18 protein-coding genes and 6 pseudogenes are annotated in these 25,307 nt (G+C 67.8%); 13 read left to right on the top strand and 11 right to left on the bottom strand.

What is annotated here, in order from left to right; genetic code table 11:
• On the top strand, positions 1 to 999 hold the full coding sequence (locus OH809_RS38145) for an ABC transporter ATP-binding protein (protein ID WP_266993524.1): 999 nt from the start codon (positions 1 to 3) through the stop codon (positions 997 to 999).
• Positions 1,000 to 1,556: 557 nt separating this feature from the next.
• Here the strand turns inward: OH809_RS38145 and OH809_RS38140 are convergent.
• The 4 genes from OH809_RS38140 to hutH form a co-directional block, all read right to left on the bottom strand.
• Complete coding sequence (locus OH809_RS38140) at positions 1,557 to 2,954, bottom strand: formimidoylglutamate deiminase (RefSeq protein WP_406516120.1); 1,398 nt, start codon at positions 2,952 to 2,954, stop codon at positions 1,557 to 1,559.
• Positions 2,955 to 3,056: 102 nt separating this feature from the next.
• Positions 3,057 to 4,271, bottom strand: coding sequence for an imidazolonepropionase (gene hutI / locus OH809_RS38135; protein ID WP_327241465.1), 1,215 nt, complete (start codon positions 4,269 to 4,271; stop codon positions 3,057 to 3,059).
• A complete protein-coding gene (locus tag OH809_RS38130) occupies positions 4,264 to 5,979 on the bottom strand; it encodes a urocanate hydratase (RefSeq protein WP_327241466.1) in 1,716 nt (571 codons plus the stop codon). Before OH809_RS38130 ends, hutI begins: the two co-directional genes overlap by 8 nt.
• Before the next feature lie 218 nt (positions 5,980 to 6,197).
• Positions 6,198 to 7,868, bottom strand: a complete 1,671-nt coding sequence (gene hutH, locus OH809_RS38125; RefSeq protein ID WP_406416628.1) for a histidine ammonia-lyase — start codon at positions 7,866 to 7,868, stop codon at positions 6,198 to 6,200.
• 81 nt (positions 7,869 to 7,949) lie between these two features.
• Here hutH and OH809_RS38120 point away from each other — a divergent pair, with 81 nt between their 5' ends.
• Positions 7,950 to 8,717 (top strand): IclR family transcriptional regulator, encoded by a 768-nt coding sequence (locus OH809_RS38120; protein WP_266993514.1) that lies wholly within the window; start codon positions 7,950 to 7,952, stop codon positions 8,715 to 8,717.
• Between the two features lie 50 nt (positions 8,718 to 8,767).
• Positions 8,768 to 9,889, top strand: coding sequence for an IS630 family transposase (locus OH809_RS38115; protein WP_331743599.1), 1,122 nt, complete (start codon positions 8,768 to 8,770; stop codon positions 9,887 to 9,889).
• 139 nt (positions 9,890 to 10,028) lie between these two features.
• On the opposite strand, the pseudogene OH809_RS38110 reads toward OH809_RS38115, so the two are convergent.
• The 4 pseudogenes from OH809_RS38110 to OH809_RS38095 all read right to left on the bottom strand — a co-directional run.
• Positions 10,029 to 10,841, bottom strand: a pseudogene (locus tag OH809_RS38110) (IS701 family transposase); the annotation flags it as partial.
• 3 nt (positions 10,842 to 10,844) lie between these two features.
• Positions 10,845 to 12,538: pseudogene (locus OH809_RS38105) on the bottom strand (ISAzo13 family transposase); the annotation flags it as partial.
• A 73-nt stretch (positions 12,539 to 12,611) separates the two neighbouring features.
• Positions 12,612 to 12,980, bottom strand: a pseudogene (locus tag OH809_RS38100) (transposase); the annotation flags it as partial.
• Between the two features lie 89 nt (positions 12,981 to 13,069).
• Positions 13,070 to 13,363 (bottom strand): annotated as a pseudogene (locus OH809_RS38095) (transposase); the annotation flags it as partial.
• 427 nt (positions 13,364 to 13,790) lie between these two features.
• On the opposite strand from OH809_RS38095, the gene OH809_RS38090 reads away from it, so the two are divergent.
• The gene (locus OH809_RS38090; RefSeq protein WP_406424749.1) at positions 13,791 to 15,047 is read left to right on the top strand and encodes an IS110 family transposase; all 1,257 of its coding nucleotides are present in this window, start codon (positions 13,791 to 13,793) and stop codon (positions 15,045 to 15,047) included.
• A gap of 20 nt (positions 15,048 to 15,067) precedes the next feature.
• Here the strand turns inward: OH809_RS38090 and OH809_RS38085 are convergent.
• Both OH809_RS38085 and OH809_RS38080 read right to left on the bottom strand, forming a co-directional pair.
• Positions 15,068 to 15,265, bottom strand: a pseudogene (locus OH809_RS38085) (transposase); the annotation flags it as partial.
• Positions 15,266 to 15,351: 86 nt separating this feature from the next.
• The gene (locus OH809_RS38080) at positions 15,352 to 15,768 is read right to left on the bottom strand and encodes an IS5 family transposase (protein WP_406416630.1); all 417 of its coding nucleotides are present in this window, start codon (positions 15,766 to 15,768) and stop codon (positions 15,352 to 15,354) included.
• Positions 15,769 to 15,919: 151 nt separating this feature from the next.
• Between OH809_RS38080 and OH809_RS38075 the strand changes: the two are divergent.
• From OH809_RS38075 to OH809_RS38040, 8 genes and pseudogenes are all read left to right on the top strand, one after another.
• A pseudogene (locus OH809_RS38075) lies at positions 15,920 to 16,922 on the top strand (IS5 family transposase).
• Between the two features lie 50 nt (positions 16,923 to 16,972).
• The gene (locus OH809_RS38070) at positions 16,973 to 17,188 is read left to right on the top strand and encodes a recombinase (protein ID WP_406416632.1); all 216 of its coding nucleotides are present in this window, start codon (positions 16,973 to 16,975) and stop codon (positions 17,186 to 17,188) included.
• A gap of 61 nt (positions 17,189 to 17,249) precedes the next feature.
• Positions 17,250 to 18,371, top strand: coding sequence for an NADAR domain-containing protein (locus tag OH809_RS38065; RefSeq protein WP_406416634.1), 1,122 nt, complete (start codon positions 17,250 to 17,252; stop codon positions 18,369 to 18,371).
• Between the two features lie 39 nt (positions 18,372 to 18,410).
• On the top strand, positions 18,411 to 19,565 hold the full coding sequence (locus tag OH809_RS38060; RefSeq protein ID WP_406516119.1) for a tyrosine-type recombinase/integrase: 1,155 nt from the start codon (positions 18,411 to 18,413) through the stop codon (positions 19,563 to 19,565).
• On the top strand, positions 19,562 to 22,057 hold the full coding sequence (locus OH809_RS38055) for a tyrosine-type recombinase/integrase (RefSeq protein WP_406416637.1): 2,496 nt from the start codon (positions 19,562 to 19,564) through the stop codon (positions 22,055 to 22,057). The genes OH809_RS38060 and OH809_RS38055 overlap by 4 nt, the downstream gene beginning before the upstream one ends.
• A gap of 43 nt (positions 22,058 to 22,100) precedes the next feature.
• Positions 22,101 to 22,526, top strand: a complete 426-nt coding sequence (locus tag OH809_RS38050; protein ID WP_406416639.1) for a hypothetical protein — start codon at positions 22,101 to 22,103, stop codon at positions 22,524 to 22,526.
• Positions 22,527 to 22,597: 71 nt separating this feature from the next.
• The gene (locus tag OH809_RS38045) at positions 22,598 to 22,798 is read left to right on the top strand and encodes a recombinase (protein WP_406416640.1); all 201 of its coding nucleotides are present in this window, start codon (positions 22,598 to 22,600) and stop codon (positions 22,796 to 22,798) included.
• 107 nt (positions 22,799 to 22,905) lie between these two features.
• Complete coding sequence (locus OH809_RS38040) at positions 22,906 to 23,685, top strand: hypothetical protein (RefSeq protein WP_406416642.1); 780 nt, start codon at positions 22,906 to 22,908, stop codon at positions 23,683 to 23,685.
• Between the two features lie 238 nt (positions 23,686 to 23,923).
• Here the strand turns inward: OH809_RS38040 and OH809_RS38035 are convergent, their stop codons facing one another.
• A complete protein-coding gene (locus OH809_RS38035; protein WP_406416643.1) occupies positions 23,924 to 24,589 on the bottom strand; it encodes a hypothetical protein in 666 nt (221 codons plus the stop codon).
• A gap of 222 nt (positions 24,590 to 24,811) precedes the next feature.
• Here OH809_RS38035 and OH809_RS38030 point away from each other — a divergent pair, with 222 nt between their 5' ends.
• Positions 24,812 to 25,135, top strand: coding sequence for a hypothetical protein (locus OH809_RS38030; RefSeq protein WP_020574400.1), 324 nt, complete (start codon positions 24,812 to 24,814; stop codon positions 25,133 to 25,135).
• Positions 25,136 to 25,307 lie beyond the last annotated feature (172 nt).

The raw sequence follows: 25,307 nt of genomic DNA, 5'->3' as shown, positions 1-25,307 counted from the left end.
ATGCTGACCGCCGACAACCTGACCGTCGCCTACGGGCGCAACACCGTGGTCCACGGCGTCTCGCTCTCCCTCAGCGCCGGGACGGCTCCGGACTCGGCCGCTGAGTCCGCCGGAGCCGGCGCGAGGGGCGGCGTCGCACTCATCGGCGAGAGCGGGTCGGGCAAGACCACCATCGCCCGCGCCCTCCTCGGCCTGGTCAAGCCGAGCGCCGGCACAGTGCGGTTCGCGGAGCAGGACATCCACAAGCTGCACCGCGCCGCCAGGAGGGACTACCGCTCCCGCGTCCAGCCCGTCTTCCAGGACGGCTCGGAGGCCCTCAACCCACGGATGACCATCGGCACTTCGCTGCGAGAGGCCCTGCGCCTGCGCAAGGACGAGGGCCCCTCGATCGAGGTGCTGCTGGAGTCCGTCGGCCTCGACTCGCAGCTCGCCGGGCGCCTCCCACACCAACTCTCCGGCGGCCAGCGGCAGCGCGTCGTCATCGCCAGGGCGCTGGCCGTCGACCCCGCGCTGCTGATCCTCGACGAGCCCACCAGCGCCCTCGACGTCACCGTCCAGGCCCGTGTCCTCGACCTGCTCGAAGACCTGCGCACCACGGCGGGCCTGCGCTACCTGCTGATCACCCACAACCTCGCGGTCGTCCCGCGGCTCTGCGAGACCGTCCACGTCCTTTTCGCTGGCCGCGTCATCGAGTCCGGACCCGCCTCCGAGGTCCTCGCCTCCCCGGCACACCCCTACACCGTCGCCCTGCGCGACGCCGTACCTCGCCTCGGCACAACGAACAGCGAGGGCCGAAGCAGCGCCACTCCTCCCCGGACAGAGCGCACCGACACCCAAGCCGCCACTTCCGGTTGCCCCTTCCGCCACCGCTGCCCCGCGGCCTTCGACCGGTGCGCCACCTCAACCCCCGCCCTGCGCCCTTTGACCAGCGTCCGCAGCGTGGCCTGCCACGCGGCGGACGGAGAAACCGGTCCACACCCTGACGCTCCGACCGTGTGAGTGCTGCCGAGTCCCTCCTGGGTTCTGGAGCGCATGCGCAAGAACGGCGTCCCGCCGAACTCATCCGCGACGCAGGCCGCCTCGTCCCCGGTACCCCCGGCCGCGGCGCAGCGAGCACCCCCGGCCGCCGGAACCAGCACCCGCAGGATTCCCCGAAGCCGCGGAAAACCGCAGCTCGGCACACCGGTCGCGGCGCCCCGTAGCCGCGCGGTGCCCCACCATGCCCCCTCAACCCCGCACCAGGCCCGACCAAGCGAAATGCGGCCCACCCACGAGGGGTAAACCGCCTTGAAAAGCCTCCCAACTAGGCGATATACGCCGCCTTGTGATTGTGCGTCAGATACGCAGGCCTAGCGGTGTGGACCGGGTGGATCCGGGTGTCCGCCGACACCCACGAACTCCAGCCGCCGCCCTCACCGATGGCGGTCCGGCAGCCCTCGCACAGCTCGGGCCGTCGCGGACCAGCCGCTGCCGGATCAACTCGGAACGCAGCTGCACCGCTTCGTCCGTCCGGACGGCGGGCGGACCTCCGCTCCGAAGCCCCCGCGCGGGCATGATCACCACGCCTCCCGCCCCTCGGCCGGCTGTCCTCCGATCGGCCGTGCTGGACGGCGCGCGCCGAGCGCCTCGCCGATCGCCCGGTCGAGCGCGGCGCCGACGTCCGCGACGTGCCGGTGTCGGCCGTGGTCCACGACGACATCGCCTGCGACGACGACCGTGTCGACGTCCGCCCCGGTCGCCGCGAAGAGCACATGTGCCAGCGGGTCGCCATGGCGGGCGCCGGCGGTGCGTGGCGAGTCGAGGCGCACGCTCACCAGGTCGGCGAGTGCTCCTGCGGCGAGGCGCCCGGAGTCCCAGCCCAACGACGCGGCCCCGTCCGCGGTCAGCGCGGCGGCCAGAGCGCCCACGCTCAGATGTCCGCGCCGACCGCTGACCAGCCGCTCGTCGAGCTCGATGGCACGGGCCTCCTCCCACAGGTCGATCATCATGTGGGCGTCGCTGCCGACGCACAACGGCGAGCCCGCACGGGCCAGGCGCACGGCCGGTCCCACCCCGTCGGCGAGGTCGCGCTCGGTGGTGCAGCACATGCTGACCGTCGTGCCGGACCGGCCCAGCAGGTCGATGTCACGGTCGGTCAGATGAGTGGCATGCACCGCCGTGGTGCGCGGGCCGAGCGCCTTCTCCGTGTCGAGCAACTCCGTGGGCGTCATCCGGTACACCTGTTCACACGCGGCGTTCTCGGCCGGCTGCTCGGACAGGTGCACGTGCAGTGGCAGGCCGCGTTCCCTGGCGTAGTCGGCGATGGGCCCCATCGCCGCGCGCGGCACCGCGCGGACGCTGTGGATCGCTGCTCCGACGCGTGACCGGGGCGTGTCGGTGAGCCCGTCCATCCGGCGCGCCCACGCCTGCCAGGAACCGTCGTCGTACTGGCGCTGCACGCCTCGGGTGGGTGCGCCACCGGCATCGGCCTGCAGGTAGCAGGCGTCGAGCAGGGTGATCCGCAGGCCGGCGTCGTTCGCGGCGCGGACGACGGCCCGTCCCATGGCGTTGTGGTCACGGTAGCGCCGCCCGTCCGGTCCGTGGTGCACGTAGTGGAACTCGCCCACGCTGGTGATCCCGCTGAGCGCCATCTCGGCGTAGGTCGCCAGCGCCAGCTCGTACAGCAGGTCGGGGTCGAGCCGCTCGGCCACCCCGTACATCAGGTCACGCCAGCGCCAGAAGTCCGCGACCCCGCTCTGACTGTGGCCGCGGATGGCGCGGTGGAACACGTGCGAGTGGGTGTTGGCCAGCCCTGGCATGGTCAGGCCGGGCAGCCTCCGGGCGCCGGGCGGCGCCGGAACCCCGGGCGTCACGGCGGTGATGCGGTCACCGTCGGTCTCGATCAGAACGTCGGCCTCGGCGGCGGTACCGCCGAGCCAGGCGAACTCGGCGTGGAAGCGGATCGGTGGCGTCATGAAAGCACCTTCGACAGGAAAGAGCGCGTGCGCTCGTGTTGCGGATCGTAGGAATTTCCAGGAACGGCAGTGGACCGGCGGCGAACCGGCAGGTGACCGGCCTCAGCCGACGACGACGGTCCCCGCCGACACGACGGTGGTCACGGAATTGCGGCCGATCCGGTAGGCGATGTCCTCGTGCCGTGCGACGTCGAGGATGATCAGGTCCGCGCGCTTGCCGGGTTCCAGCGACCCGGTGACGGTGTCGCAGCCGAGCGCCCGGGCCGCACCGTACGTCGCGGCCCGCAGCGCCTGCGGGACGCTGAGGCCGCCGTGGCGGCAGGCCATGACGACGGCCAGCTGCATGCTCGTGGTCCAGCAGCCGGGGCAGATGTCGGTGGCCAGAGCGAGTTCCATGCCCGCGTCGAGGATGCGGCGGGGGTCGAGCGGGGCCGGGTGGGCGACCGCGAAGTCCAGGCAGGGCAAATAGACCCCGACGACTCCCGCCGCCCCCAGTGCTTCCAACTCGCCCATGGTGGTGAGGTTCAGGTGGTCGACGCTGGTCGCACCGAGTTCGGCAGCGAGCCGCGCCGCTCCGGTGTGGCTGTAGGCGTCAAGGTGCAGCTTGGGTTTCAGGCCGTGGGCGATGCCGGCTTCGAGGATGCGCCGCGTCCGGGCGAGGTCGAAGTACCCCTCGTCGCAGTAGACGTCGCAGAACCGGGCGAGCCCTGTTTCAGCGATCGCGGGGATCAGGTCGACGACGCGGTCCACGTAGGCGGCGTGTTCGACGCCAGGGGGGAAGGCGTGTGCCCCGAGGTACGTGGACACGATGTCCACCGGCAGGTCGGCGGCGAGGGTACGTCCGGCCTCCAGGATGCGCAGCTCGGTCGCGGTGTCGAGGCCGTAGCCGCTCTTGCTCTCCAGTGTCGTGGTCCCGTGCGCGAGCATCTCCAGGATCCGGGGGCCGGCCTGCTCGACCAGTTCCGGGGTGGCGCAGGCCCGTGTGGCCAGCGTGGTGCCGAGGATCCCGGCGGGGGCGCCCGGAGGAGGCTCCAGGCCCGCGACGCGAGCGGCGTACTCCTGGACCCGCGTGCCGCCGAACACGACGTGCGTGTGCGCGTCGACGAACCCGGGCATCACCACGCGATCCGCGGCGTCGAGTACCCGCCGCCCGGCGTACCGGGACACGTCGCCGACGGCGACGATCCGGCCGCCGTCCACCGCGACCCCGCCGCCGGCGACGCGCCCGATCAGGTCGGGCGCGTCGCCGGCGCAGGTGAGGACCTCGGCCGCACCGGTGACGAGCAGGTCCACGAGCCGGAGGGACTCGTCACTCATCGTCGGGTCCGAACGTGGCCGTGGGCGTCCACCACAGCGGGACCGACATGCCCTCGTCCGGACCGACCGTCTCGGCCACCTCCTTCGCGCGCGCGTAGCCGGCCTGCGCGTGGCGCACGACGCCGATGCCGCTGTCCACGGTGAGACATGCCTTGAGCCGGAAGGCCGCCTCGTCGGTACCGTCGGCGATCATCGTCACGCCCGTGTGGACCGAGTCGCCCATGGCGTAGTTGGCCTGGATGGCGATGAGGTCGCACATGCCCGAGGCGTTGAGCAGCCCGTTGAGGTAGGGCCAGTCCGAGATGCAGTCGGACCCGTCGGGCATGTTCTCGGACTCGAACGTCGGGTTGATGATCGAGCCGGAGTCGAGGTTGTCGCGCGAGAACGCGACCGTGCCCTTCACCTCTCCGCGCTTGATCAACTCGTTGACCGCGAGGCCGAACTTCTTGCGCTGCCCGAAGCCCAGGTAGCACACCCGGGCGGGCAGGCCCTCGATCGGCACGTGCACGCGGGCCAGGTTGATCCAGCGGGTGACGAGCTCGTCGTCGGCGAACAACTCCAGCACGAGGTCGTCGAGCCGGGCCAGGTCGGCGGGGTCGCCGGAGGTGCACGTCCAGCGGAACGGACCGCGTCCCTCGAGGAAGAGCGGGCGCAGGTAGGCCGCGACGAAGCCGGGGATCTTCAGCGCGTCCTCGAAGCCGTGCTCCTCGCACTGGCGGCGGATCTGGTTGCCGTACTCGAAGGTGGGCACGCCGTTGTCGTAGAAGGTGTTCATGGCCTTGAGCTGACGCACCATCGCGTCGCGGGCGATCCGGAAGTATCCGTCGCGGTCGCTCCTGCGCAGCTTCTCGGCCTCGTGGACGGTGAGGCCGACGGGGACGTAGGCCACCGGGTCGTGCGCCGGGGTCATCTCGGTCACCACGTCGGGGCGGAAGTCGTGCTCCAGACAGTATTCGAACAGCTCCGTCGCGTTGGCGACGACGGCGATGCCGAGGGGACGCTTCTCATCGGCGGCCTGACGGGCGAGTTCGAGCGCGTGCGGTATGGAGTCCGCGAGAACGTCGCAGTAGCCGACCTCGATCCGACGCTTGATGATCCGCTCGTCGACGTCCGCGCAGACCGAGACGCCGCCGAGCATCGTCATCGCGCGGGGCTGGTTCCCGCCCATGCCGCCCATCCCGGCGCAGATGAGGATCTTGCCGGCCCAGTCTCCGTCGAGGTGGATGGCGGCGACCGAGCGCAGCGTCTCGAACGTGCCCTGGATGACGCCCTGCGTGCCGATGTACTCCCACGGCGCGGCGGTGTACTGGGCGAAGATGGTGAGGTTCTTGTCCTGCAGTTCGTAGAAGCGCTGCCAGGAGGGGCGGACGAAGTTCGTCGTCGCCATGACCACACGCGGCGCCAGGTCATGCGTCTCGAAGACCGCGACGGGCATGCCGGACTGGACGACGAGGGTCTCGTCGTTCGCGAGATTCTTCAGCGCGTCGACGATCGCGTGGTAGGACTCCCAGTTGCGGGCGGCCTTGCCGATGCCTCCGTAGACCACGAGCTTCTCGGGGTGTTCGGCGACCTCCATGTTGTTCTCGAGCATCCGCAGGATCGTCTCCTGCTTCCAGCCCTTGCAGCGCAGGGTGTCCCCGCGCTCCGCCCTGACCTGGTAGAGGATCTCGGGCTTGGACGGGTCAGCGGGTCGGACCACTGCTGTCATCAGTACTCCCTGCGTGGAATGTCCCGGGCTTCGGCCGGGAGGGAAACGCATCCGGAATCCCGGATGCGTAGCGGATCGGTCACGCCACGTATCGCCCGGTGGCGACGGTTCGGCAAGACAGGATCCATGGCGACGGTCATGTCGCCGGACCCGCCGCCGAACTGATGCGACGTCAAACTTGTGGAGCCGGCACGGGACGGTTGGGCATCACAGCGCCCTCAGTGCCCTTCTCCCCCGGTGATCGGCGCCACGGCGTCGAGGACGGCGCCCGCGTGGACGAGTTCTGTGGCCGCACGGACACGCGGGTACATCACGACGTCGCGGGTGAGGTGCGTGATGCCGCGCCCGTCGCTGGTCGGGGTGGAGCGGACGAGCTCGATGACGGCCCGCGAGGCGGGCGACAGGGCCTCCGGGCCCTTGCCGCTGACCTCCAGCCGCAGTTCGAGGGCCTGGGCGGCCATGACGAGCTCGATGCCGATCACGTTCTCGATGTTGGCGACGACCTGCCGGGCGTGCCGGCCGGCGTTGTTCGCCATCGAGACGTGGTCCTCCTGGTTCGCGCAGGTGGGGATCGAGTCGACGCTGTCCGGGTGGGCCAGCGTCTTGCAGTCGGAGACCAGCGCGGCGGCGAGGTACTGCGGGAGCATGTAGCCGCAGTCCATGCCGATGTCCTCGGACCGGACCAGCATGTCGGGCAGGCCGCGGTTCAGCGTCCCGTCGTCGAGGCGGAACAGCCGCCGCTCCGCGATACTGCCGATCTCGGTCACCGCGATCGCGGTGAAGTCGGAGGCGAAGGCGAGGTATTCGGCATGGAAGTTGCCGCCGGAGACCGCCTTGAGCCGGCGGCTCGCCGGGAGCTCCGGAAAGATGAGCGGATTGTCGGTGGCGGCGTTGATCTCCCGCTCGACGACGGAACCGACGAACTCCAGGCTCTCCCGGACGGCGCCGAGCACCTGGGGCACGCAGCGCAGGGAGTAGGCGTCCTGCGGGGGCTGCCGCCGCGGGTCTTCCTCCTCGCTGCCGTCGATGAAGGCGCTGCCTTTCAGCAGCGCCCGCAGGTGGGCCGCGGAGGCGATCTGGCCGGGGTGCCCGCGGGCCTCGTGGATCTGCGGCAGGAACGCGTCCCCGAAGCCGGTCAGCGCCTCGATCGTCATGGCTGCCGTGACCTCGGAGGTCAGGGCGAGCTGACGGGCGTCGTGGACGGCCAGGGCGGCCATGGCGGTGGAGAAGGAGGTGCCGTTCGTGAGCGCGAGGCCCTCCTTGGGGCCGAGCTTGAGCCGTTCCAGGCCTGCGGCCTTCATCGCGGCCAGGCCGGAGACGACCTGTCCGTTCAGGAGTGCCTGGCCGCTCTCCTCGTCCAGGTCCTCGCCCTCGGGCGCCCGGGACAGCACGATCGCGAGGTGGGCGAGCGGGATGAGGTCGCCGCTGGCTCCCAGGCTGCCGTACTCCGGAACCGCCGGCAGCACGTCGTGGTTGAGCATGTCCAGGATGGCCTGGGCCACCTCGACCCGAACGCCGGAGTGACCGCGGGCCAGGCTGACGGCACGGATCAGCATGGCGGCGCGAATGAGGTCCGGTTCGAGCAGGCGTCCCACGCCGCAGGCGTTGGAGATGATCAGGCGACGCGACAGGTCGCTCGCCTGCTCCGGACGCTCGAACGCCTTGCGGCCGGCCAGTGAACCGAATCCGGTGTTGATGCTGTAGATCGGCTCCACCGGCGCCCCGGGATCGTCGCGCAGCCGCCCCGCGACGGCGTCGCTGACCCAGTCCAGACTCGCCCGCATCCGGTCGGCCGACCCGGGCGCCAGCTCCACGCGCTTCCCACGGCGTGCGACGTCAATCAGATCCCGCATGGTCAGCGGGATCGCCCCGATCTGAAGGGCATTCATGAATTCCTCCCTCGTATACCGCGGCTTCGACAGAAGCTTCCCCGGTTGATTCCAGATACTGCAAATAACTATTCTCACCACATGGAAACATCTGATGATGGGTCGGTCCCGCCCGGACGCGACTCCTCTTTCGGCAAGGGCCTGTCGGTGCTCGCCCGGGTCCTCACCGAGGACGGCATCCGCGCCGACGCCCTCGCCGCCGCCCTGGACCTACCCCTGAGCAGCACCTACCGCTACCTGCGGACGCTGAGGGAGTACGGCTTCGTCAGCGAGGCCGAGGGTGCCTTCCGGGCGGGGCCCCGACTCCCGGGAAGGACCTCCGGACCGCCGGCCGACCGCATCGCCGAGCTGGCCGAGCCCTTCCTGCAGCAACTGGCCGACGCCACCGGGGAGACGGTGACGCTGATCATGCGCCTGGGCCACCACGGGATCTGCGCCCGGCAGGTGGAGTCGACGCACCAGATCCGGCTGGCCTTCCAGGTCGGACAGCTGCTGCCGCTGTACGCCGGCGCCGGCGAGCGTGTGCTGCTGGCTTTCGCCCCGGAGCCGGTCGTGCGCGGCGTCCTGCAGACCGGGCTGCGCGCGTTCACCCCCGACACACCCGACCGCGAGGAAGTCCTCCGGCTCCTCAAGACCGTTCGCGCCCAGCGTTTCGCGATCTCCCGGGGGGAGTTGACACCGGGTGCCGTGTCGCTGGCGGTGCCCGTGCTGGTCGGTCACGAGGCCGTGGCGGCCCTGTGCGTGGCAGGTCCGCGGAACCGTTGTCCGAGCACGTGGCAGCTGAACGCCCGGCGGGAACTGGACAGCGCCGCACAGTCGTTGGCCCAGGTCGTCATCGACGGACGGTGAGCGGCCGGCGGGCTAGTGTCCTGCGCCGGAGATCCGTCGTTAGTACCTGTATGAGTGTTTCTGCGGGTGTGCCCGCACCGCGTCGTGGTCCGAAGCTGGAACCGTTGTTGTTGTCCGTTGACGAGCGTGCGGTGTTGGAGCGTTGGGCCCGGCGGGCGACGTCTGCGCAGGCGGTGGCGTTACGGGCGCGGATCGTGCTGGCGTGTGCAGGCCCTGACGTTCCGCCGATTGTTGTGGTGGCGCGGGATCTGCGGGTAGCGGCGGACACGGTCCGCAAGTGGCGTCGGCGGTTCCTGGCCGCCCGGCTGGACGGGTTGGTGGACGAGCCCCGGCCGGGCCGGCCGCCCACCATCAGCGTCGACCAGGTGGAAGCGGTCGTGGTCAGCACGCTGGAGGAGATCCCGAAGAATGCCACCCACTGGTCGCGCAAGTCGATGGCCGAACGCAGTGGGCTGTCGAAATCGACCGTGGGCCGAATCTGGCGGAAGTTCCATCTCAAGCCTCATCTGACGGACACCTTCAAACTGTCGACGGACCCCTTGTTCGTGGAGAAGGTCTACGACGTGGTCGGGCTGTACTTCAATCCGCCCGAAGGGGCGGTGGTGCTGTCGGTGGACGAGAAGTCGCAGATCCAGGCGCTGGACCGGTCCCAGCCGGTGCTGCCGATGATGCCGGGCATGCCCGAGCGTCGCACCCATGACTACGTCCGTAACGGTCTGACCACCCTCTTCGCGGCCTTCGACGTCGCGACCGGCGAGGTCATCACCTCGCTGCACCGTCGGCACCGGGCAGCGGAGTTCAAGAAGTTCCTCATCAAGATCGAGAAGGAGGTTCCTGGGCACCTCCAGGTCCACCTGATCTGCGATAACTACGGCACCCACAAGACACCCGCCATCAGAGCATGGCTGGCCAAGCACCCCCGATTCCACCTGCACTTCACCCCTACTGGTTCGTCCTGGATCAACCAGGTGGAGAGGTGGTTCGGCTTCCTCGCCGACCAGAAGATCCGCCGCGGTGCACACAAAAGCGTACGTTCCCTGGAAGCCGACATCCGATCCTGGGTCAAGGAATGGAACGAAAACCCAACACCGTTCATCTGGACCAAGACAGCCGAAGAGATTCTCGACTCACTCGCCCGCTTCTGCCAACGGATCTCCGGCGCAGGACACTAGTACTGCAACCGCATTTGGGGGTTGTGGCCTCGACGTTTGTAGTGGGAGCGGCGGGCTCGGGCCTGGCTGCGTCGTCGAAAGCGTGACCAGTGCAGATGGTGCTCGTTGGTCTGGTGACGGGGCTTGACGAGGTGGCCCATCAACCGGCGGATCTCCGGGACGCTGAGGGGTATGAGGTCTTGCTCGTCGTCTGCGGTGCCCCTTTTGCGGCTTCTGCGGCGCGGACGGCAGCCAGGTAGGCGAGTGCGGCCATGGCCAGGGTGATGTGCCGGTACCACGCCCGGTAGAGCCTGACCTGGTAGTGGTCCAGGCCGCACTCGCCCTTCGCGGTCTGGAAGCACTCCTCCACTGCCCACCTCGTGGCGGCCACCCTGACCAGGTCTTTCAGCCGGGAGATGGCCGGTCCATAGCAGACGTAGTAAGCGATCTCGGTGGGGTCGCTGACACTGCGGCGGGCCAGGACCCAGTGCCCGAATCCCTCTTCCCAGCAGGGGCGGATTGCGACGCGGGCCCAGTCGTAGATCCGTTCCCCGTGCGCGCCCTGCCCGCCCGACAGACGCTTCCAGCGTTGCCGTGGCAGCGCGGCGATGAGGTCGTCGACGCGCGACTCGGCCCAACTGGTGGTGATCACGGTGTCGTTGACCTTGGTGGCCAGGACATGCGCGATCTTGCGTTCCTCCAGCCAGGCCCGTGTGTGCTTGACCTGCCCGTACGCCTCGTCCGCGGTCACCCAGGCGAACGGAACGCCGGCGTCGATGGCACGTTGCAGCATCTGCCGGAAATGCTCGTTCTTGGTCGCGAAGGGCACCTCGTCGTCGATCCCGGCAGCGCGGCAGCGGTCCCGGTCATCGGTCCAGGAAGACGGCAGGTAGAGCTCCCGGTCGATCAGGGCTCGCCCCTTCGCCGAGGCGTAGGCCAGGAAGGTCCCGATCTGGCAGTTCTCGGTCCGGCCCGGGGCTTGTAATTGAATAACTGTCAGATTTGATCTGTGGGGTGTCTTTCGATAGGCGTCCCACGGGCCTTCAGTTGCTCCAGGGTGCGGGCGGGCGCTCCGGGCAATGGCTTGACGGTGATTTTGTGCAGGTCCAGGAGACGGTGCCCGTCCTGGAACTGATTGGACAGGTTGGTGCGGGTGACGCCCAGCAAGTGGGCCAGGAGCGTACTCGTCGATGCTCTGCGGCGGCGTAACAACGCTGTCAGCAGTCGGTGGTAGTGGTCCAGGCTGCTGGTCTGCGGGTGGAGATAGCTGCGCGGACGGTGAAAGCGTCGTTGGAATGCTGCCTCGGCCAAGGCGTCCCAGTACGGCTCCGAGACCGCCACCAAGTGGTCGAAGTCGGAGCGGGCCATGCCCGTCAGGGCCGGGTCGGTGAGCAGTTCGGTCAGGGCCGGGTCGATCCGGCGACGAGTCCGTGGCGCCTCGGGAGGCTTGGGCGGGGCAGGTGCGAGGGTGTAGTTCCAGTCGCCGTGGAACGTGCTCGGTGTGATCGGCAGAGCGTGGAACTCGGCTGGCGTGACGGTCGTGCCAAGGTGGTAGCTACCGGTGTCGAGTTCGGCCCCGATCGAAAGCCCGGTCGTGGTGGTCGTTGCGGCGATGGTCTCGAGGGCGACCTCGTAGCTGGTCAGCGGCCGTCCTCGCCAGTTCGCGGTGATGTGGCAGAACATTCGGTGTTCTATCTTGTTCCACTTTGATGTGCCAGGTGGGAAGTGGCAGACCGTGATCTCGAGCCCACTCTCCTGCGCGAAGGCGTGCAGGTGCTTCTTCCATGTCCAGCGGCGGGGATCGTTGGAGCCGCCGGAGTCGGCGGTGATCAGCAGCCGGGTGGCGTCCGGGTGGTCAGCTTGTCCGCGGTGCTGCCACCAGCGGCGGATGGACTCCACCGCGAACTCGGAGGTGTCATGGTCGGTTCCGACGTTGACCCAGCCGCTGTTGTGGGCGATGTCGTAGATCCCGAAGGGGATGACTACCGGCTGGTCGCTTGTGATGAAGGTGTGGCAGTCCACTTTGATCGGGTTTCCGCCCGGTCGCCAGGTGCGGCCGGGCCGGTCGCGGTCGCCGAGCCACTCTTTGGCCTTGGTGTCGATACTGATCACCGGCTGGTTGTCGTTGAGGAAGGCGGCGGCGGTGCGGTTCAGGTGGGCGAACTGGGCGTCGCGGTCCGGATGGCCGACGCCCTCGTGGGTCTTCGCGGTGCCCTGCAGGCTGTAGCCCAGGTTGTGCAGCAGGTGCCCGACGGTCGTGGCGCTGACCGGGTGGCCCTGGTCGGTCAAGGACGATGCCAAGGCGCGCAGCGACAGCGTGGTCCAGCGCAGCGGGGAGACGGGATCGCCGCGAGTGTGCGGCTCGATCAACGCCTCGAGTGCCGGCAGTAGACCGGAATCGGTGGCCGTCAAAGGCTTGCGGCCGCCTCCCGGAACCCGGATCCGACGGGTCGGTGCAGGCTGCCCGGCCAGTTCGACGATGCCGCGTGCGATGGTGGCGGTGCTGGTACCGGAGGCCGTCGCCACCAGAGCGATGCCGCCGTGGCCGATCGCGGTGGCCTCGCTGGCCAGATAGAGCCGACGACGGCGCTCATCAAGGTGCGGCAGGATCTGGTCGAACTTTGTCTGCAGGGCTTCGGCCGCTGTACGGGGTTGCGGATGCGTAGCCATGCCACAGCCTCCCACCGGCACCCTGACGATGACGATGCTTCAGATCAAATCTGACAGTTATTCAATTGCAAGTCCCCGCGGTGCCCGAGTACTGCCGCTGGACACCGGCGGACTTGGTGCCCTTCTTCAAAAAGCCGGTGTCGTCGCAGATCAGGACGCCGTCCGCACTGCCGATGGTCTCCACGACGAAGTCGCGGATGTCGTCGCGGACGGCGTTCTCGTCCCAGTCGGAGTGGTTGAGCAGGCGCTGGACCGAGTCCGGGCGCAGCTGCCCGACCTGCTCCGACAGCGTCCACCCGTTCTTCATCTCCAGCGGCGCGAGCAACCCGGTCAGATAGTCAAGCGCCCGCTCACGCGGCTCCGACCTGCCGAAACGGTGGGCGAACCGGGCATGGAGCCCGGCTACCCCCTCGGACCACGACTCGACCTGCTCAACCGTCAGCACATCAGCACACAGTCACACCAACGAGACACAACGCCGTCCGTCACGCCAGATGCGGTTGCAGTACTAGGGCGTGTTCCAGGTTCGGATCATGTGGGGCGGAGACTCCGGAGCCAGATGATCGATCCGCGTAGGTGGAGTCCGGCGAGGTAGCTGGTAGGAGTCTTGTCGTAGCGGGTGGCCAGCCCTCGCCATTCCTTGATCTTGTTGATGCCGCGCTCGACGGTGTTCCTCTCCTTGTAAAGCTCGGCGTCGTGGGAGAGGGGGCGGCCGCCCTTCGAGCCTCGCTTCTTGCGGTGGGCGGCCTGGTCCTTCTTCTCCGGGATCACCGCCTGGATCCGGCGTTTACGCAGGTAGGAGCGGTTCGCGCGGGAGGAATACGCCTAATGGGAAGCGAACGTCGGCGGTAGCTGCCGTTCTGGGGGCGCGAGCCGAGCCTTTGAATACGCCCGGGCCTGAGAGCCCTGTTGACAAGACGAGGTTGGCTCGCGCCCAGCAGTCCGGGCATGAGTGCTCGGAACCAGGTGCGGTTCTGTCTGTTTGGGCCTCGAAGTGGTCCTGTTGCTGCGGGCCGGTCCATCTGCGCCCACCGGGAGGTTTGCTGTCCGTAGTCCGAGCCGGTTGTGCGGATCACCTCTCAGCTCTGCCTTGAGCTTTCAGCTCTGACGCGGACCGAGGGCCGTACGACTCGCTGGGGTTGCGAACGGCTGGTGGGATGACGTGCCTTGAGCACTTCCATTAGGGAGCACGCGCACCCTGCACAGGCTCTGGCCTGGGAAAAGAGTCACGCCGAAGGAGAAGCATATGGAGATCACCGAGTTACCGACGCCAGTCTTCTGTGGCGTGGACTGGGCCGAAGACCACCACGACATTGCACTGGTCGATGCGGGCGGAAAGCAACTCGCCAAGATGCGGATCAGCGACGATGCTGCAGGGTTTGCCCAGCTCATGGCCCTGTTGGCTGAGCACGGCGATAGCGAGGACGCTCCGATCCCGGTGGCGATCGAGACGTCACGCGGACTGCTTGTCGCGTGCCTGCGAGCCACCGGCCGGCCGGTCTTCGCGATCAACCCGCTGGCCGTTGCCCGCTACCGCGACCGCCACTCCGTCGCCCGCAAGAAGTCGGACGCCGTCGACGCCGCGGCCCTGGCCAACATCCTGCGGACCGACATGGCCGCCCACAGATCGCTGCCGGCGGACTCCGAACTCGTTCAAGCCATCGCCGTGCTCGCCCGGGCCCAACAAGACGCCGTCTGGGCCCGCGGCCAGGCCCACAACAAGCTTCGCTCCCAGCTGAGAGAGTTCTACCCAGCAATCCTCGACGCCTTCGCCCAGCACAAACACGGCCTGTGCTCGAGGGAAGCCCGCAGCATTCTGGCTGCAGCACCGACCCCCACCATTGCCGCGAAACTGACACGGCGGCGCCTGCAGTCACTGCTCAGGCAGGCAGGCCGGGTCCGCGGCATCCAGACCGAAGCCGAAAGGCTCCACGAGGTCTTCAAACGCGACTACCTCCACCAGCTCCCGCAGGTCGAGGCGGCTCTCGGGCATCAGACGTCTGCTCTGCTCAGGCAGCTGAACACCGCCTGCGACAACGCCAGCCAGCTCGAAGAAGCCGTCACGCAAGCCTTCGAAGAGCATCCGGACGCACCCGTGATCCGCAGCTTTCCGGGTCTCGCCGCACTGACCGGCGCCCGGGTCCTGGCGGAGATCGGCGATGACCGGGCTCGATTTGCCAGCGCTGGTTCCTTGAAGGCCTACGCGGGAAGTGCCCCGGTCACCAGAGCCAGCGGCAAGAGCTGCAAGGTCATGAGTCGGAAGGTCAAGAACCAGCGACTGGCTGCCGTCGGCTACGTCTGGGCCTTCGTCTCTCTCACCAGGTCGCCAGGCGCCAGAGCCCACTACGACCGCCGACGAGCAGCTGGCGACCGTCACGTCGCAGCACAGCGGAACCTCTTCAACCGATTTATGGGCATGCTGTTCCACTGCCTCCAGAACGGCCACACCTACGACGAAGCAATCGCCTTCCCGCAGCCCTCAACCGGGCATATCGCAGCGGCAGCTTGACGCTTATCCGCGTGGGATGTCTTATCGGCGGCGACGGCCCGGGGGCGGGTGCGGGGCCGACCGACCGGCCCACGGATCCTGACTCGGTCGAGGACCGCGGCGAAACGCGGACTGTCGGCCGCCTGTCCCGGCGTCACCACGAACGACAGCGGGCGGCACCGCCGGTCGGTGGCCAGGTGCGTCTTGACCGTCAGCCCGCCCCGCGAGCGCCCCAACGCGGCAGCTTTCAGGCGGGCCTTGTGGCGGCGGCGTATCCGTCGTCGTTCGGCACGTAACGCTTCCTCGACCGGGTCGCCTTCGGCCGTCACCTGGGCGGATTGTCCCTTTGCTGGAGCCCCTTTTCCTCCTCGGCGGCTTTCACCAGTTCCTCCAGGAGCCCGGGTTCGACGGCCATGCCGGCCGCGTGGTGATGCGCGCGTGCGACGGTGGAATCGACGCTGACCAGGTCCAGATCGGCCTGTCCTCGCCGGGCCGCCTCGGCGATCATCCGCTCCATCAGCGTCTCGAAGGTGCCCGCAAGGGCCCACTTCTGGAAGCGGCCGTAGACGGTGGACCAGGACCCGTAGCGTTCGGGGATGTCGCGCCACGGGCTCCCGGTCCGGAACCTCCACATCACCGCGTTCAACTGTTTACGCAGGTCAGGGATCGGTCCACTCACGCCGAGCGGCAGGTGCGGCTCGAACAACTCCCACTCTGCATCCGTCAGATCGCCTCGCGTCACCCCGGATGTCTACCGTCCCGAGCCACTCCGGCGGAGCGATTTGACCCAACAGTGATCTGAACCTGGAACACGCCCTAGGGCGCGTATCGAGTCGTGATCAATCTGCGGGATTCGCCTTCGCGGCGGGGCCTGGACCGGTAGGTGTTCTTGCGTGACGCGAGTGCAACTGAGGGACACGGAGTGGGAGTTCATCGAGCCGTACCTGCCCATCGGCGAGTACGGCCCGTACCCCGAGCGGCTGCGGCAGCAGTTCGAGGGGGTGATCTGGCGGTTCAGGACGGGCGGGCAGTGGCGGGAGATGCCGCAGGAGTTCGGTGCCTGGTCGACCGTCCACAACCGCTTCCGGCAGTGGCGTGACGCCGGCGTCTTCGAGGCCCTGCTGGAGGGGCTGATCGCGGAGGCCGCGAAGCGGGGCGAGGTGGACCTGTCCCTGGTCAGCGTCGACTCCACCACCGCGCGGGCTCACCACGACGCCGCCGGGATGCATCTGGACCAGGACGTCATCACCACGCTGGAGAAGGCCGCCGCCGAGGAGGAGAAGGCCAGGTCAAGGGGGCGGCCTCGAAGAACAAACCGGGCAGGACGCCGAAAACGATCCCGAGCGGGAAGAACGACGACGCATCCGGCGTCGCCGAAAACTCCGGCTGAAGGCCGCCCTCCTCGGACGCTCCAGAGGTGGGCAGACCAGCAAGGTCCACCTCGCCGCCGACCGCAAGTGCCGCCCGCTGGCGTTCGTCCTGACCGCGGGACAGGCCGCCGACAGCCCGCAGTTCATCCCCGTGCTGGGGAAGATACGGGTCCGCGGGCCCGTCGGCCGCCCCCGCACCCGGCCGGACGCGGTCGCTGGGGACAAGGCCTACTCATCCCGCGGTAACCGGGCCCACCTGCGCAGACGCGGCATCAAGGCAGTCATCCCGGAGAAGAAGGACCAAGCCGCCAATCGGACGAAGAAGGGCAGCAGGGGCGGCCGGCCCGTCAGTCACGACGCGGACCTCTACAAAGAGCGGAACACCGTCGAACGCCTGATCAACAAGCTCAAGGCCTGGCGAGGCATCGCCACCCGCTACGACAAGACCCCGGACAGCTACCTCGCCGGCCTCCACCTGCGCGCCTCGATGATCTGGATCAAAGACCTCACCCGGACCACCCATTGATCACGACCCGATACGCGCCCTAGTTCGGATAAGCCTGCATCCGCTGTCCCGTGCTCCAGGTCAATCCCAAGATGCTCCCTCGGCTCGCCGAGATCGAGAAGGACCTGATCCTGCGGCGTAAGCGGGCCGAGGAAGAGCAATGGCTCGGTGAGATCGAGGGCATCGACCTGACCTTCGTCCGCACCAAGCAGGCCGATGCGGCCTGCCTCACCCACCGGAGCACTGTCAGCCTCGGCATGCCCACCACCCGTCAAGCAATCGGGTGAGGGACTTCGACCGTGCGGAAATTCCCCGACCCCGCAGCGGCAGCTGCGACACAATCGCCGGATGATCGGCAACAAGACCACTCATCGCACTGCGGACGGCGTTCGCATACCCGGCACATGGCGCCACGCCTTCATCCGCAACGGCGGCACGCACTTCCTCACCGACCTGTTCATCTACGCCGACGGGCTCATCGACTGCTGGGAACTGGTCACCCTCGAGGAGTTCCAGGACAAGCTCCGCAGCGGCTGGGTTGCCACCACCCTGCCGGACGGCGCCAAGGCATCCGCGTTCGAACTGGCCAGCTGGACCTTCAGCGAGCCCCACAGCTACCTCACCCCCGACCTGCTGGTCGCCGAGATACGAGACACCATCGACCAGCTCAACGGGCGCCCGGATTCGACGGGCCGATGCCTCGCCGCCGTCGACACCTTCCTCTCCGACCGGACCGAGGAGAACCGCACCGCGGCCCGCAACGCCTTCCTGGCCATCCCGATCTCGCAGCGCCGTTACGCACTGGGCGACATGGATAGCAAAGACTGGCCGCTGCGGGTGCTGGTGGCGGGACCCGGCAGCGAGACGTACATCCCGGCCGATGGGCCGATCATGCAGGAGGACTACGACAGGGCCGTCGCCTACTTTGAGGAACGGGCGCGATGGGCCGCTGAACGGGCCACGCGCGTCCCGGCAGACGGACCAGTGGCCTCCTTCGCCCCGGCGATCAAGCTGTACCACTCGTATCCGAGCAAACCGGTCGATGCCCCGGGATGGCGGGGCCTGCGCAACGACTACCCGGCCCCGATCGTCGTCGGCGAGGTCAGCTACCCGTCTGTCGCCCACGCCTACTGGGCCCTGTCAGTCGCTGAGCCCGAGGTCCGGACCGTGATCGCCACGGCAGAGACCCATGCCGCCGCACGCAAGTCCGCGACCGCGGCAGCACAGCGTGAGGGCTGGCAGCATGCCCGTACCGCGGTGATGGCGGGCCTCCTGCGCGCTAAGTACGACCAGCACCCCGACCTGGCCGAGATCCTGCTGACCACGAACGACGCCACCGTGATCTACGACGACGCTGACTCGGCCTTCTGGGGGGATAACGCCGGACGCGGCCGCAACTGGGCAGGCCGCCTCCTAGAACTCGTCCGTTCGGAGCTGCAGGCGCAGCGGGCCGGTATCGCAGGGCTGTGAAGGGCCGCTCGCTGCTCGAATTCGAGCAGCGACTGCTCGATGCCGAGCGACCACATCGTCGCTGACCTTTGGTTGATGAAGCGCTCGGTAATCGAGCGTTTCATCAACCACCAGCTCCCGCTTGACTTGGTGCAGAGAAGGTTCCTGCAGGCCGTGGACGTTCCCTGGGACCGGGCGACTCGTCGGGAAGCCCGCGACTTCAGCTGCTGGATCCAAGAGACCGCCAAACCCAGGAAGAGCAAGGCCATGGGCCCGCGAGCGGTACGGGGAGCCGGTGCCACGAACCCGGTGACCGGGAAGCCGTCGACGGGATCCGGATACGCTCCGGCTACCGTCGTGCACAGCGAGACGGTGCTGCGCCGGTTCTATAGCGTGCACCGAGACGTGGGGACCGGCCCGCTGCTCAACCCGTTCCCGCTGGATCTATCCCGCCGCTCCGGGCGGGCTCATGCGCACCACAATCCGATGGACGGCTGGAAGCCTGAGCGGGTGGGCCGCTACCGGCCGAGCCTGCCGCGGCGAATCCCGCGCTCGATTCCGGAAGCATGGTTCAACAAACTGTTCGCGGCGCTGCCCTCCAACCGCGACCGGGCCCTGGTCGCCTTCTGGATCTCCACCGGGGTGCGGGCCTCGGAACTGCTCGGCATGCGCCAGCGCGACGTCGACCCCGGCCAGCAGTTGATCAGCGTGGTGCGCAAGGGCTCGCGGGCAGTCCAGCAGGTGCCGGCATCTGCGGACGCATTCGTATGGCTGCGCCTCTACCAGCGGGAGGTACAAGACCAGGTTGCGCGAGGCCGCACCCAGCCGGTGTGGTGGACACGGCGAGAACCGATCCGCCCCCTGACATACCACGGCGCTCACCGGATGTTCGAGCGCGTCAACGCCTCGCTCGGCGCCGACTGGACCCTTCACGACCTGCGGCACAGCGCGGCCGCCCAGATGGTGCGCGACCCGAAGCTGACACTGTCCGACGTGCAGTGGGTGCTCGGACACGCTCACCTGTCCGCTACTGAGGTATATCTGATGCCGCACAAGGACGAGGTCGTGGCCGGCGTGCTGGCGCATCACGCACGCCAGGCCCGCGCAAGCATCCAGCCGGTGCCACCACCGCCAGCACCGCCAGCACCGCCAGCACCGCCAGCACCGGGCTACGATCCGGCGTCGCTGGACGTCTTGTTCGGGCGCTCGTCATGACGGCCGTCGTCAAGCACACGACGCGCAAGCCGTTGGAGGTCACCAACGCGACAGCGGAGCAGGCCAAGGCGCGAAACAGCCGACTTCGGGAGCAGTTCCCGGCTCGGGCGTCACAACGGTGGTGGCCCCAGACCACGCAGTCGTCTGAGGAGACGCTGCGACACCTGACGACGGCGCCGTTCCTCCCGGTGGCGAACGGCACCCGAGCGGGACGCCGCCGCGGGGTGACCAAGTTGCTGCGCTGGCTGTCGAGCCAGCCCGGCGATACCTGGCAACAGCGCTGGATGGCCACGGGGGCCGAGGACTTGTCCGGAGCCGCCTGGGTGGAGATCCCGCAGCGGTGGCTGAGCGAGCATGGGTCCTCACCATCGCATGACCGGGAGGACCTGGCCTCCGGGCTGCTGATGCTGATCTGCGGAGACGTCATTCGTCCCGCTCTACCGTGGATGCTCACCCGCACGCACCGGTATCTCGCCTCTGTGATGGCCGAGACCCGAGACCCGGATGGATTCGCGCGACTGCACCAGCTGGCCTCCGCCGGGCCGGCGAGCGCGCGCCAGGATGCGCAGACCGCCGCGACGCGGATCGCCACCCTGCTGGCCTGCAAAGGCGGGCGGATCGACGACATCACCGTCGGCGACTGCGTGGAGCTCATCGATACCCAGCGCCGGGTGCACGCCCGCGGCGGACAGAAGAAGGTCGACTTCTACCTGCGACTGCGGGCCATGGGCATCTTCCCCGAGAACGCCCCGGCCACGATCCGTGCCTTCGGGCTCGCCCTGGGCCAGTTGAGCATCGAAGAACTGGTGGACCGCTACCAGATCCAATGCCAACCGGTACGCGACGTGATCGTGGACTATCTGCGCGAACGCCAACCATCGCTGGACTTCACCAGCCTGGACGCGATCTCCCGCACGCTCGCGGGCCTGTTCTGGGCCCGGATCGAAGATCTGGCACCAGGAATCGACTCCCTGCGGCTACCCCCGGCGGTGGCTCGCGCCTGGAAGGACGACCTGAAGGTCAAAAAGCGCACCGTCGTCGGCCCCGACGGCAAGAGCATTGAAGTCACCAGCCCGCGGCTCAACGCCAAAGACGAACTCATGCGCGTCCGAGCGTTCTACCTTGACATCGCTCAATGGGCGGCCGAGGAACCGGCCCGCTGGGGGCCATGGGCCGTGCCCTGTCCGATCAGCGACGACGAGATCCACAAGGCAAAGGAACGCAAGCGGCGCAAAGCCCGGATGGATCAGCGGACCCGCGAGCGGCTTCCCGTCCTCCCCGCCCTGGTCAGTGCCACCGACCGGCGGCGCCGCGAAGCGGCCGGCCTGCTCCAGGCCGCGGGAGACACCGAGCCCGGAGAGCTGATCCCCGGCACGGGCGGCGCCCTGCGCAGAGCCATCGCTCCGAAGGCCGCGGGCCACCTCACCTGGGCCGAGGAGAGCTCCAGTGGACGTCGGCGGAATCTGTCCTACGAAGAAGAGGAGGCGTTCTGGGCATTCGCCGCGATCGAAGTCCTGCGTCTGACCGGTGTTCGCAACGAGGAGCTCCTGGAACTCACGCACCACAGCGTCACCCAGTACCGGCTCCCGTCCACCGGCGAGGTCGTCCCGCTGCTGCAGATCGCTCCGTCCAAGACGGATACCGAGCGACTCCTGCTGGTCAGCCCGGAACTCGCCGACGTCCTCAGCGCCATCATCAGTCGACTGCGCGGCCCCAGCGGGATGGTTCCGCTGGTGGCCGCCTACGACGTCCGTGAGAAGGTCTGGAACCCGCCGATGCCACTGCTGTTTCAGCGCGGCATCGGCTCCGAGCACCGGGCTTTCACACCGACCGCGATCCGAAAGCTGCTGATCAAAGCGCTGGCCGCGACCGGGCTGACCAACGCCGACGGTGAGGCACTGTCCTTCTCCCCCCACGACTTTCGAAGGATCTTCGTCACCGACGCGATCATGAACGGACTGCCCCCGCACATTGCCCAGGTCATCTGCGGTCACAAGAACATCGACACCACAATCGGATACAAGGCGGTCTACCCTGCCGAGACGATCGAGGCCCACCGAGCGTTCATCACTCGCCGACGGGCCTCCCGCCCCGGTGAGGAGTACCGCATCCCGACAGAGGAGGAGTGGGACGCCTTCCTCTCCCACTTCGAGAAGCGGAAGGTGTCCATCGGCACCTGCGCACGCGCCTTCGGATCCCCCTGCATCCATGAGCACGCTTGTGTCAGATGTTCGCTCCTCCGGCCTGATCCAGCCCAACGGTCACGGCTGACTGACATCCGTGACAACCTGATCGCCCGAATCGCCGAGGCGGAGCGGGAAGGATGGCTGGGCGAAGTCGAGGGCCTCCAGGTCAGCCTCGCCGGCGCGCAGGGCAAGCTGGACCAGCTCGATGCCGAAGCAGCCCGCCGACCCTCCACAGTCGATCTCGGCATGCCAGACATCGCCAACCGCACCACCATCACTACGTCGACGGACCGGCACCGTCCCTGAAATCCATAGTCGCCACAAAGCTGAACTGCCTACGCTCCAAGCCATGCGAACTGTCTTCGTGTTTCCCACAGGTGAGCGAGCTGAGACCGTTGCCTCGCTCGATCGGCATCTGCCCGAGCAGCGCCATCCGTGGACTCTGGACGGCAACCTCTACATCGACACCGACGATGAGCAGACCGGCTACCTCTTCTCCGACTGGGATCCTGAGGATGTTGCGATCCTCGAAGTGGCCATCGGACATCACCCCACTTGGGCGGTGCAGATCGACATCTCCGGGCGGATCGACGGCACCGCAGAGGTTCACCAGATGATCGCTCTGCTGCTTGAGCATGGAGGCGTGGCAACGGACGATTACACCACCCACCCATGGACCCTGCCGGAGATCCTGTCTGGAGCAGTGATCGACGGCCTGCGCTTCTTCGACTTTCGCGGCTACCACGAACTCAACCGCGAACACGGGCGTTCCTGACTCGATCACCTCACCAGCGCAAGTTCAGAGAAGCCTGCATCCGATGCCCTGTACTGCAGGTGAACCCCGAAATGATCATTCGGCTTGAAGAGATCGAGCAGGACCTCCTTGGCCGACGGGAACGTGCCGAGCAGGAGGGGTGGAAAGGTGAGATCGAGGGCATCGATCTCACACTCCAGCTGCTACGTCAAAAGCACGCCGACGCCACCCGATTCGCCCGCCGCGCGAGCCAAGTTCCGCTCGGCATGCCCTCGGTCTGCCCTCCGACCTAGTGTCAGTTGGCAGGTTGAGCACTTCAGGCGAGACCGGGTGGGCACCGTGGTGTAGCGGCCTTCGGCGGTGCGGAGCCCCACCGGACCTCGTTCGCTACGATCTGCTGATGTCCTGCGTCTTCTGCGGCAGTTCTCCTGTCACCAGAGAACATGTCTTCCCTCAGTGGCTGAACCAGTATCTTCCGCCAGGGCGACAGCAGACTGAACAGGCCCGCTATGGGGCGGGCGCCTACGAGGTGACCAGAGAGAGCTTGGGCCTGGACTTCACGGTCAAGAAGGTGTGTGCCCCGTGCAACAACGGCTGGATGTCGAAGCTTGAAACATCCTCCAAGGAAGTCCTCGAACCACTGATCATCCGGCAGAACCTTGATCTCATCTCCCTCCAGCAGCAACGCCAGATCGCGCTCTGGGCCACAAAGACAGCGATGATGGCCGACCAGGTTCAGCAGGAGCCCCTCCTGCCGTCCCATCAGCTCCGGAGAATGCGTACTCACCGAGCGATTCCTGGTGGAACGCGCGTCTGGCTGGGGTCCTGTCCTGAACGCAACCCCACCGTCACCAGTCACACCGTGAGGATTGACCTCACAGGTGTATCCACTCCTGACACCCCCCAGCCGGTCGGGTTCTTCTGCCCCATGAAGATCGGGCATCTGTGCATCTACGTCTATTTCCCGGCCGTGGACGTCGTCATCCAGCACGCGCGTGAGTTCCACCTCTCCGTCGCCCGGATATGGCCCCGTCGCTCCAGCGACCTACCTTTCCCTCCACCCGTTCAGCCACGGAACGGGGAAGCCTTCGAGGCATTCGCTGACGCGCTTCGCGAAAGCCTCTACCTCTACACTCCCGAGCAGGCGGCCGAGCATGGGCTCAAGGAGTCCCGAGTGTGACTGGTCGCGATAGATGACACCAGCGGAGCCCGCCGAGCAGGCGCGATGCTCCCCTCCGGTCTCGATAGTTGGTACCGTTTGGTCATCATTGTTGGCACCTGCTCGGGTTGGTCGGCCGACCTGTCGCCGGCGTTGAGCTGTTTCCTCCAGCCAGGGACCTTGCTCAGCTCGATGCGACTGAGCGCGATGGCGCGGGCCGCCCGGCCGAGTAGGTGCTGAGATTCGGTGGTGTCGGCGATCAGCCGCCGTGGAGCCCCCACTCGTCGAGGCCGCCGTACACGTGGGCTTCAAGGCATCGCGGAGCGTCCATGCCGACGGCCTCGCCTCGGTAGAGGGCGATGAGCGAGTCCTTGCCCCGCCACCACGTGTCCGTCACGCCCTGTACTTCAGGCACCGGCTCGAAGCCAACGAGGTCCAATGACTCGACGGCCTTCCCTTTGATCCTTGTCACGGTCTTGGCCCAGCGACCGGCATGGGCGGCGAGCGCCAAGGACTCCACCCATCCGTCTGTGCTGGCATGCAGCGGTGCCCAGCGGTAGGCATCAATCCCGAATGCGCCGTCGGAGCCGATCATGAATCCGTAGGACATGGACACCCGACAGCTTCCCGCCGGAAACAACCAGCCCTCAGCGGCCGAGCCCTCGGGACAATCGGCGCCCAGGATGCGCGGACCGCCCTCGTAGAACGGGGCAGGCGGCAGCGCAAGACCGCCCCAACGGTCCTGGAAGGCCGCGGCCCGGTCGATCTCCACCGCCGGGACCCCGTGCTCGATCCACCTCTCTCGGTGCTGCCCGAGGCCCTGCCGAGGAACACGAACGCCGTCCACCTCGACGAACCTTCTGGCCCGGTCGGTCAGGCCGGCAGGCGCGACCGGGAATGGCGATACGGGAGTGGCGGCCGTCATGGTGCCGGAGTCTAGGCCGTGTTGCTAAAGGAAGCTGGTGAGCCGGGTGCACCCCAGACCTCGGCGTCGAGCAGCGTCATTCCCAGCACGGGCCACGCCTCCCGCCTGCGACGGTGCAGCCGCGTGGTGTCCATCTCGCTGCGTAAACTGTTGGCTCGTATGCCCGTCTGTGATGTCTACGCGCACACTGACGGTTTCCCGTTCGACCCGAAGGACTGAGCCGTGCCCGACCGACCTGAGATTGTCTGCATCTGCGGCTCTACCCGGTTCGTGGACGAGATGAGCGCGGCGAACCGTGATCTGACCTTCGCAGGTGTCATCGTCGTCGCGCCAGGCGTCTTCCTGCGCGCCGAGGATCACGAAGCAGACGAGTTGATCACCAACGAGCAGAAGACCGCGCTGGACGCCCTCCACCTGCGCAAGATCGACCTGGCTGACCGGGTTCTGGTCGTCAACCCAGGCGGGTATATCGGCGAGTCCACGAGCAGGGAGATCGCATACGCCCACGCCACCGGCAAGCCGATCTCGTTCACCGATCCCGTCTGACCAGTAGACGCTTCGTGGTGCGCGCGGGCAACGAGTCTCGGTCAGCCTCGGAGCGTGTTGCTAGGGGGTCTTCGAAGTCGTCGGGCGCAGCCTTGTGCTTGTGTCGCGTGACGTGATCTCTGATGAGGCGTGGGCCGTGCTCGGGCCTCTGTTTCCCGCTGTGAAGGCTACG

Origin of the sequence: Streptomyces sp. NBC_00873, from assembly GCF_045207415.1 — a bacterium.
Lineage (GTDB): Bacteria > Actinomycetota > Actinomycetes > Streptomycetales > Streptomycetaceae > Streptomyces.
Note: the sequence above shows the minus strand (reverse complement) of the source record. Positions and strands in the feature narration are given on the sequence as shown.

Coding starts and splice junctions, on each gene's coding strand:
- OH809_RS38145 (WP_266993524.1), top strand. CDS start 1: ATGCTGACCGCCGACAACCTGACCGTCGCCTACGGGCGCAACACCGTG.
- OH809_RS38140 (WP_406516120.1), bottom strand. CDS start 2,954: ATGACGCCACCGATCCGCTTCCACGCCGAGTTCGCCTGGCTCGGCGGT.
- hutI (WP_327241465.1), bottom strand. CDS start 4,271: ATGAGTGACGAGTCCCTCCGGCTCGTGGACCTGCTCGTCACCGGTGCG.
- OH809_RS38130 (WP_327241466.1), bottom strand. CDS start 5,979: ATGACAGCAGTGGTCCGACCCGCTGACCCGTCCAAGCCCGAGATCCTC.
- hutH (WP_406416628.1), bottom strand. CDS start 7,868: ATGAATGCCCTTCAGATCGGGGCGATCCCGCTGACCATGCGGGATCTG.
- OH809_RS38120 (WP_266993514.1), top strand. CDS start 7,950: ATGGAAACATCTGATGATGGGTCGGTCCCGCCCGGACGCGACTCCTCT.
- OH809_RS38115 (WP_331743599.1), top strand. CDS start 8,768: ATGAGTGTTTCTGCGGGTGTGCCCGCACCGCGTCGTGGTCCGAAGCTG.
- OH809_RS38065 (WP_406416634.1), top strand. CDS start 17,250: ATGATCGGCAACAAGACCACTCATCGCACTGCGGACGGCGTTCGCATA.
- OH809_RS38060 (WP_406516119.1), top strand. CDS start 18,411: ATGCCGAGCGACCACATCGTCGCTGACCTTTGGTTGATGAAGCGCTCG.
- OH809_RS38055 (WP_406416637.1), top strand. CDS start 19,562: ATGACGGCCGTCGTCAAGCACACGACGCGCAAGCCGTTGGAGGTCACC.
- OH809_RS38050 (WP_406416639.1), top strand. CDS start 22,101: ATGCGAACTGTCTTCGTGTTTCCCACAGGTGAGCGAGCTGAGACCGTT.
- OH809_RS38045 (WP_406416640.1), top strand. CDS start 22,598: ATGATCATTCGGCTTGAAGAGATCGAGCAGGACCTCCTTGGCCGACGG.
- OH809_RS38040 (WP_406416642.1), top strand. CDS start 22,906: ATGTCCTGCGTCTTCTGCGGCAGTTCTCCTGTCACCAGAGAACATGTC.
- OH809_RS38035 (WP_406416643.1), bottom strand. CDS start 24,589: ATGACGGCCGCCACTCCCGTATCGCCATTCCCGGTCGCGCCTGCCGGC.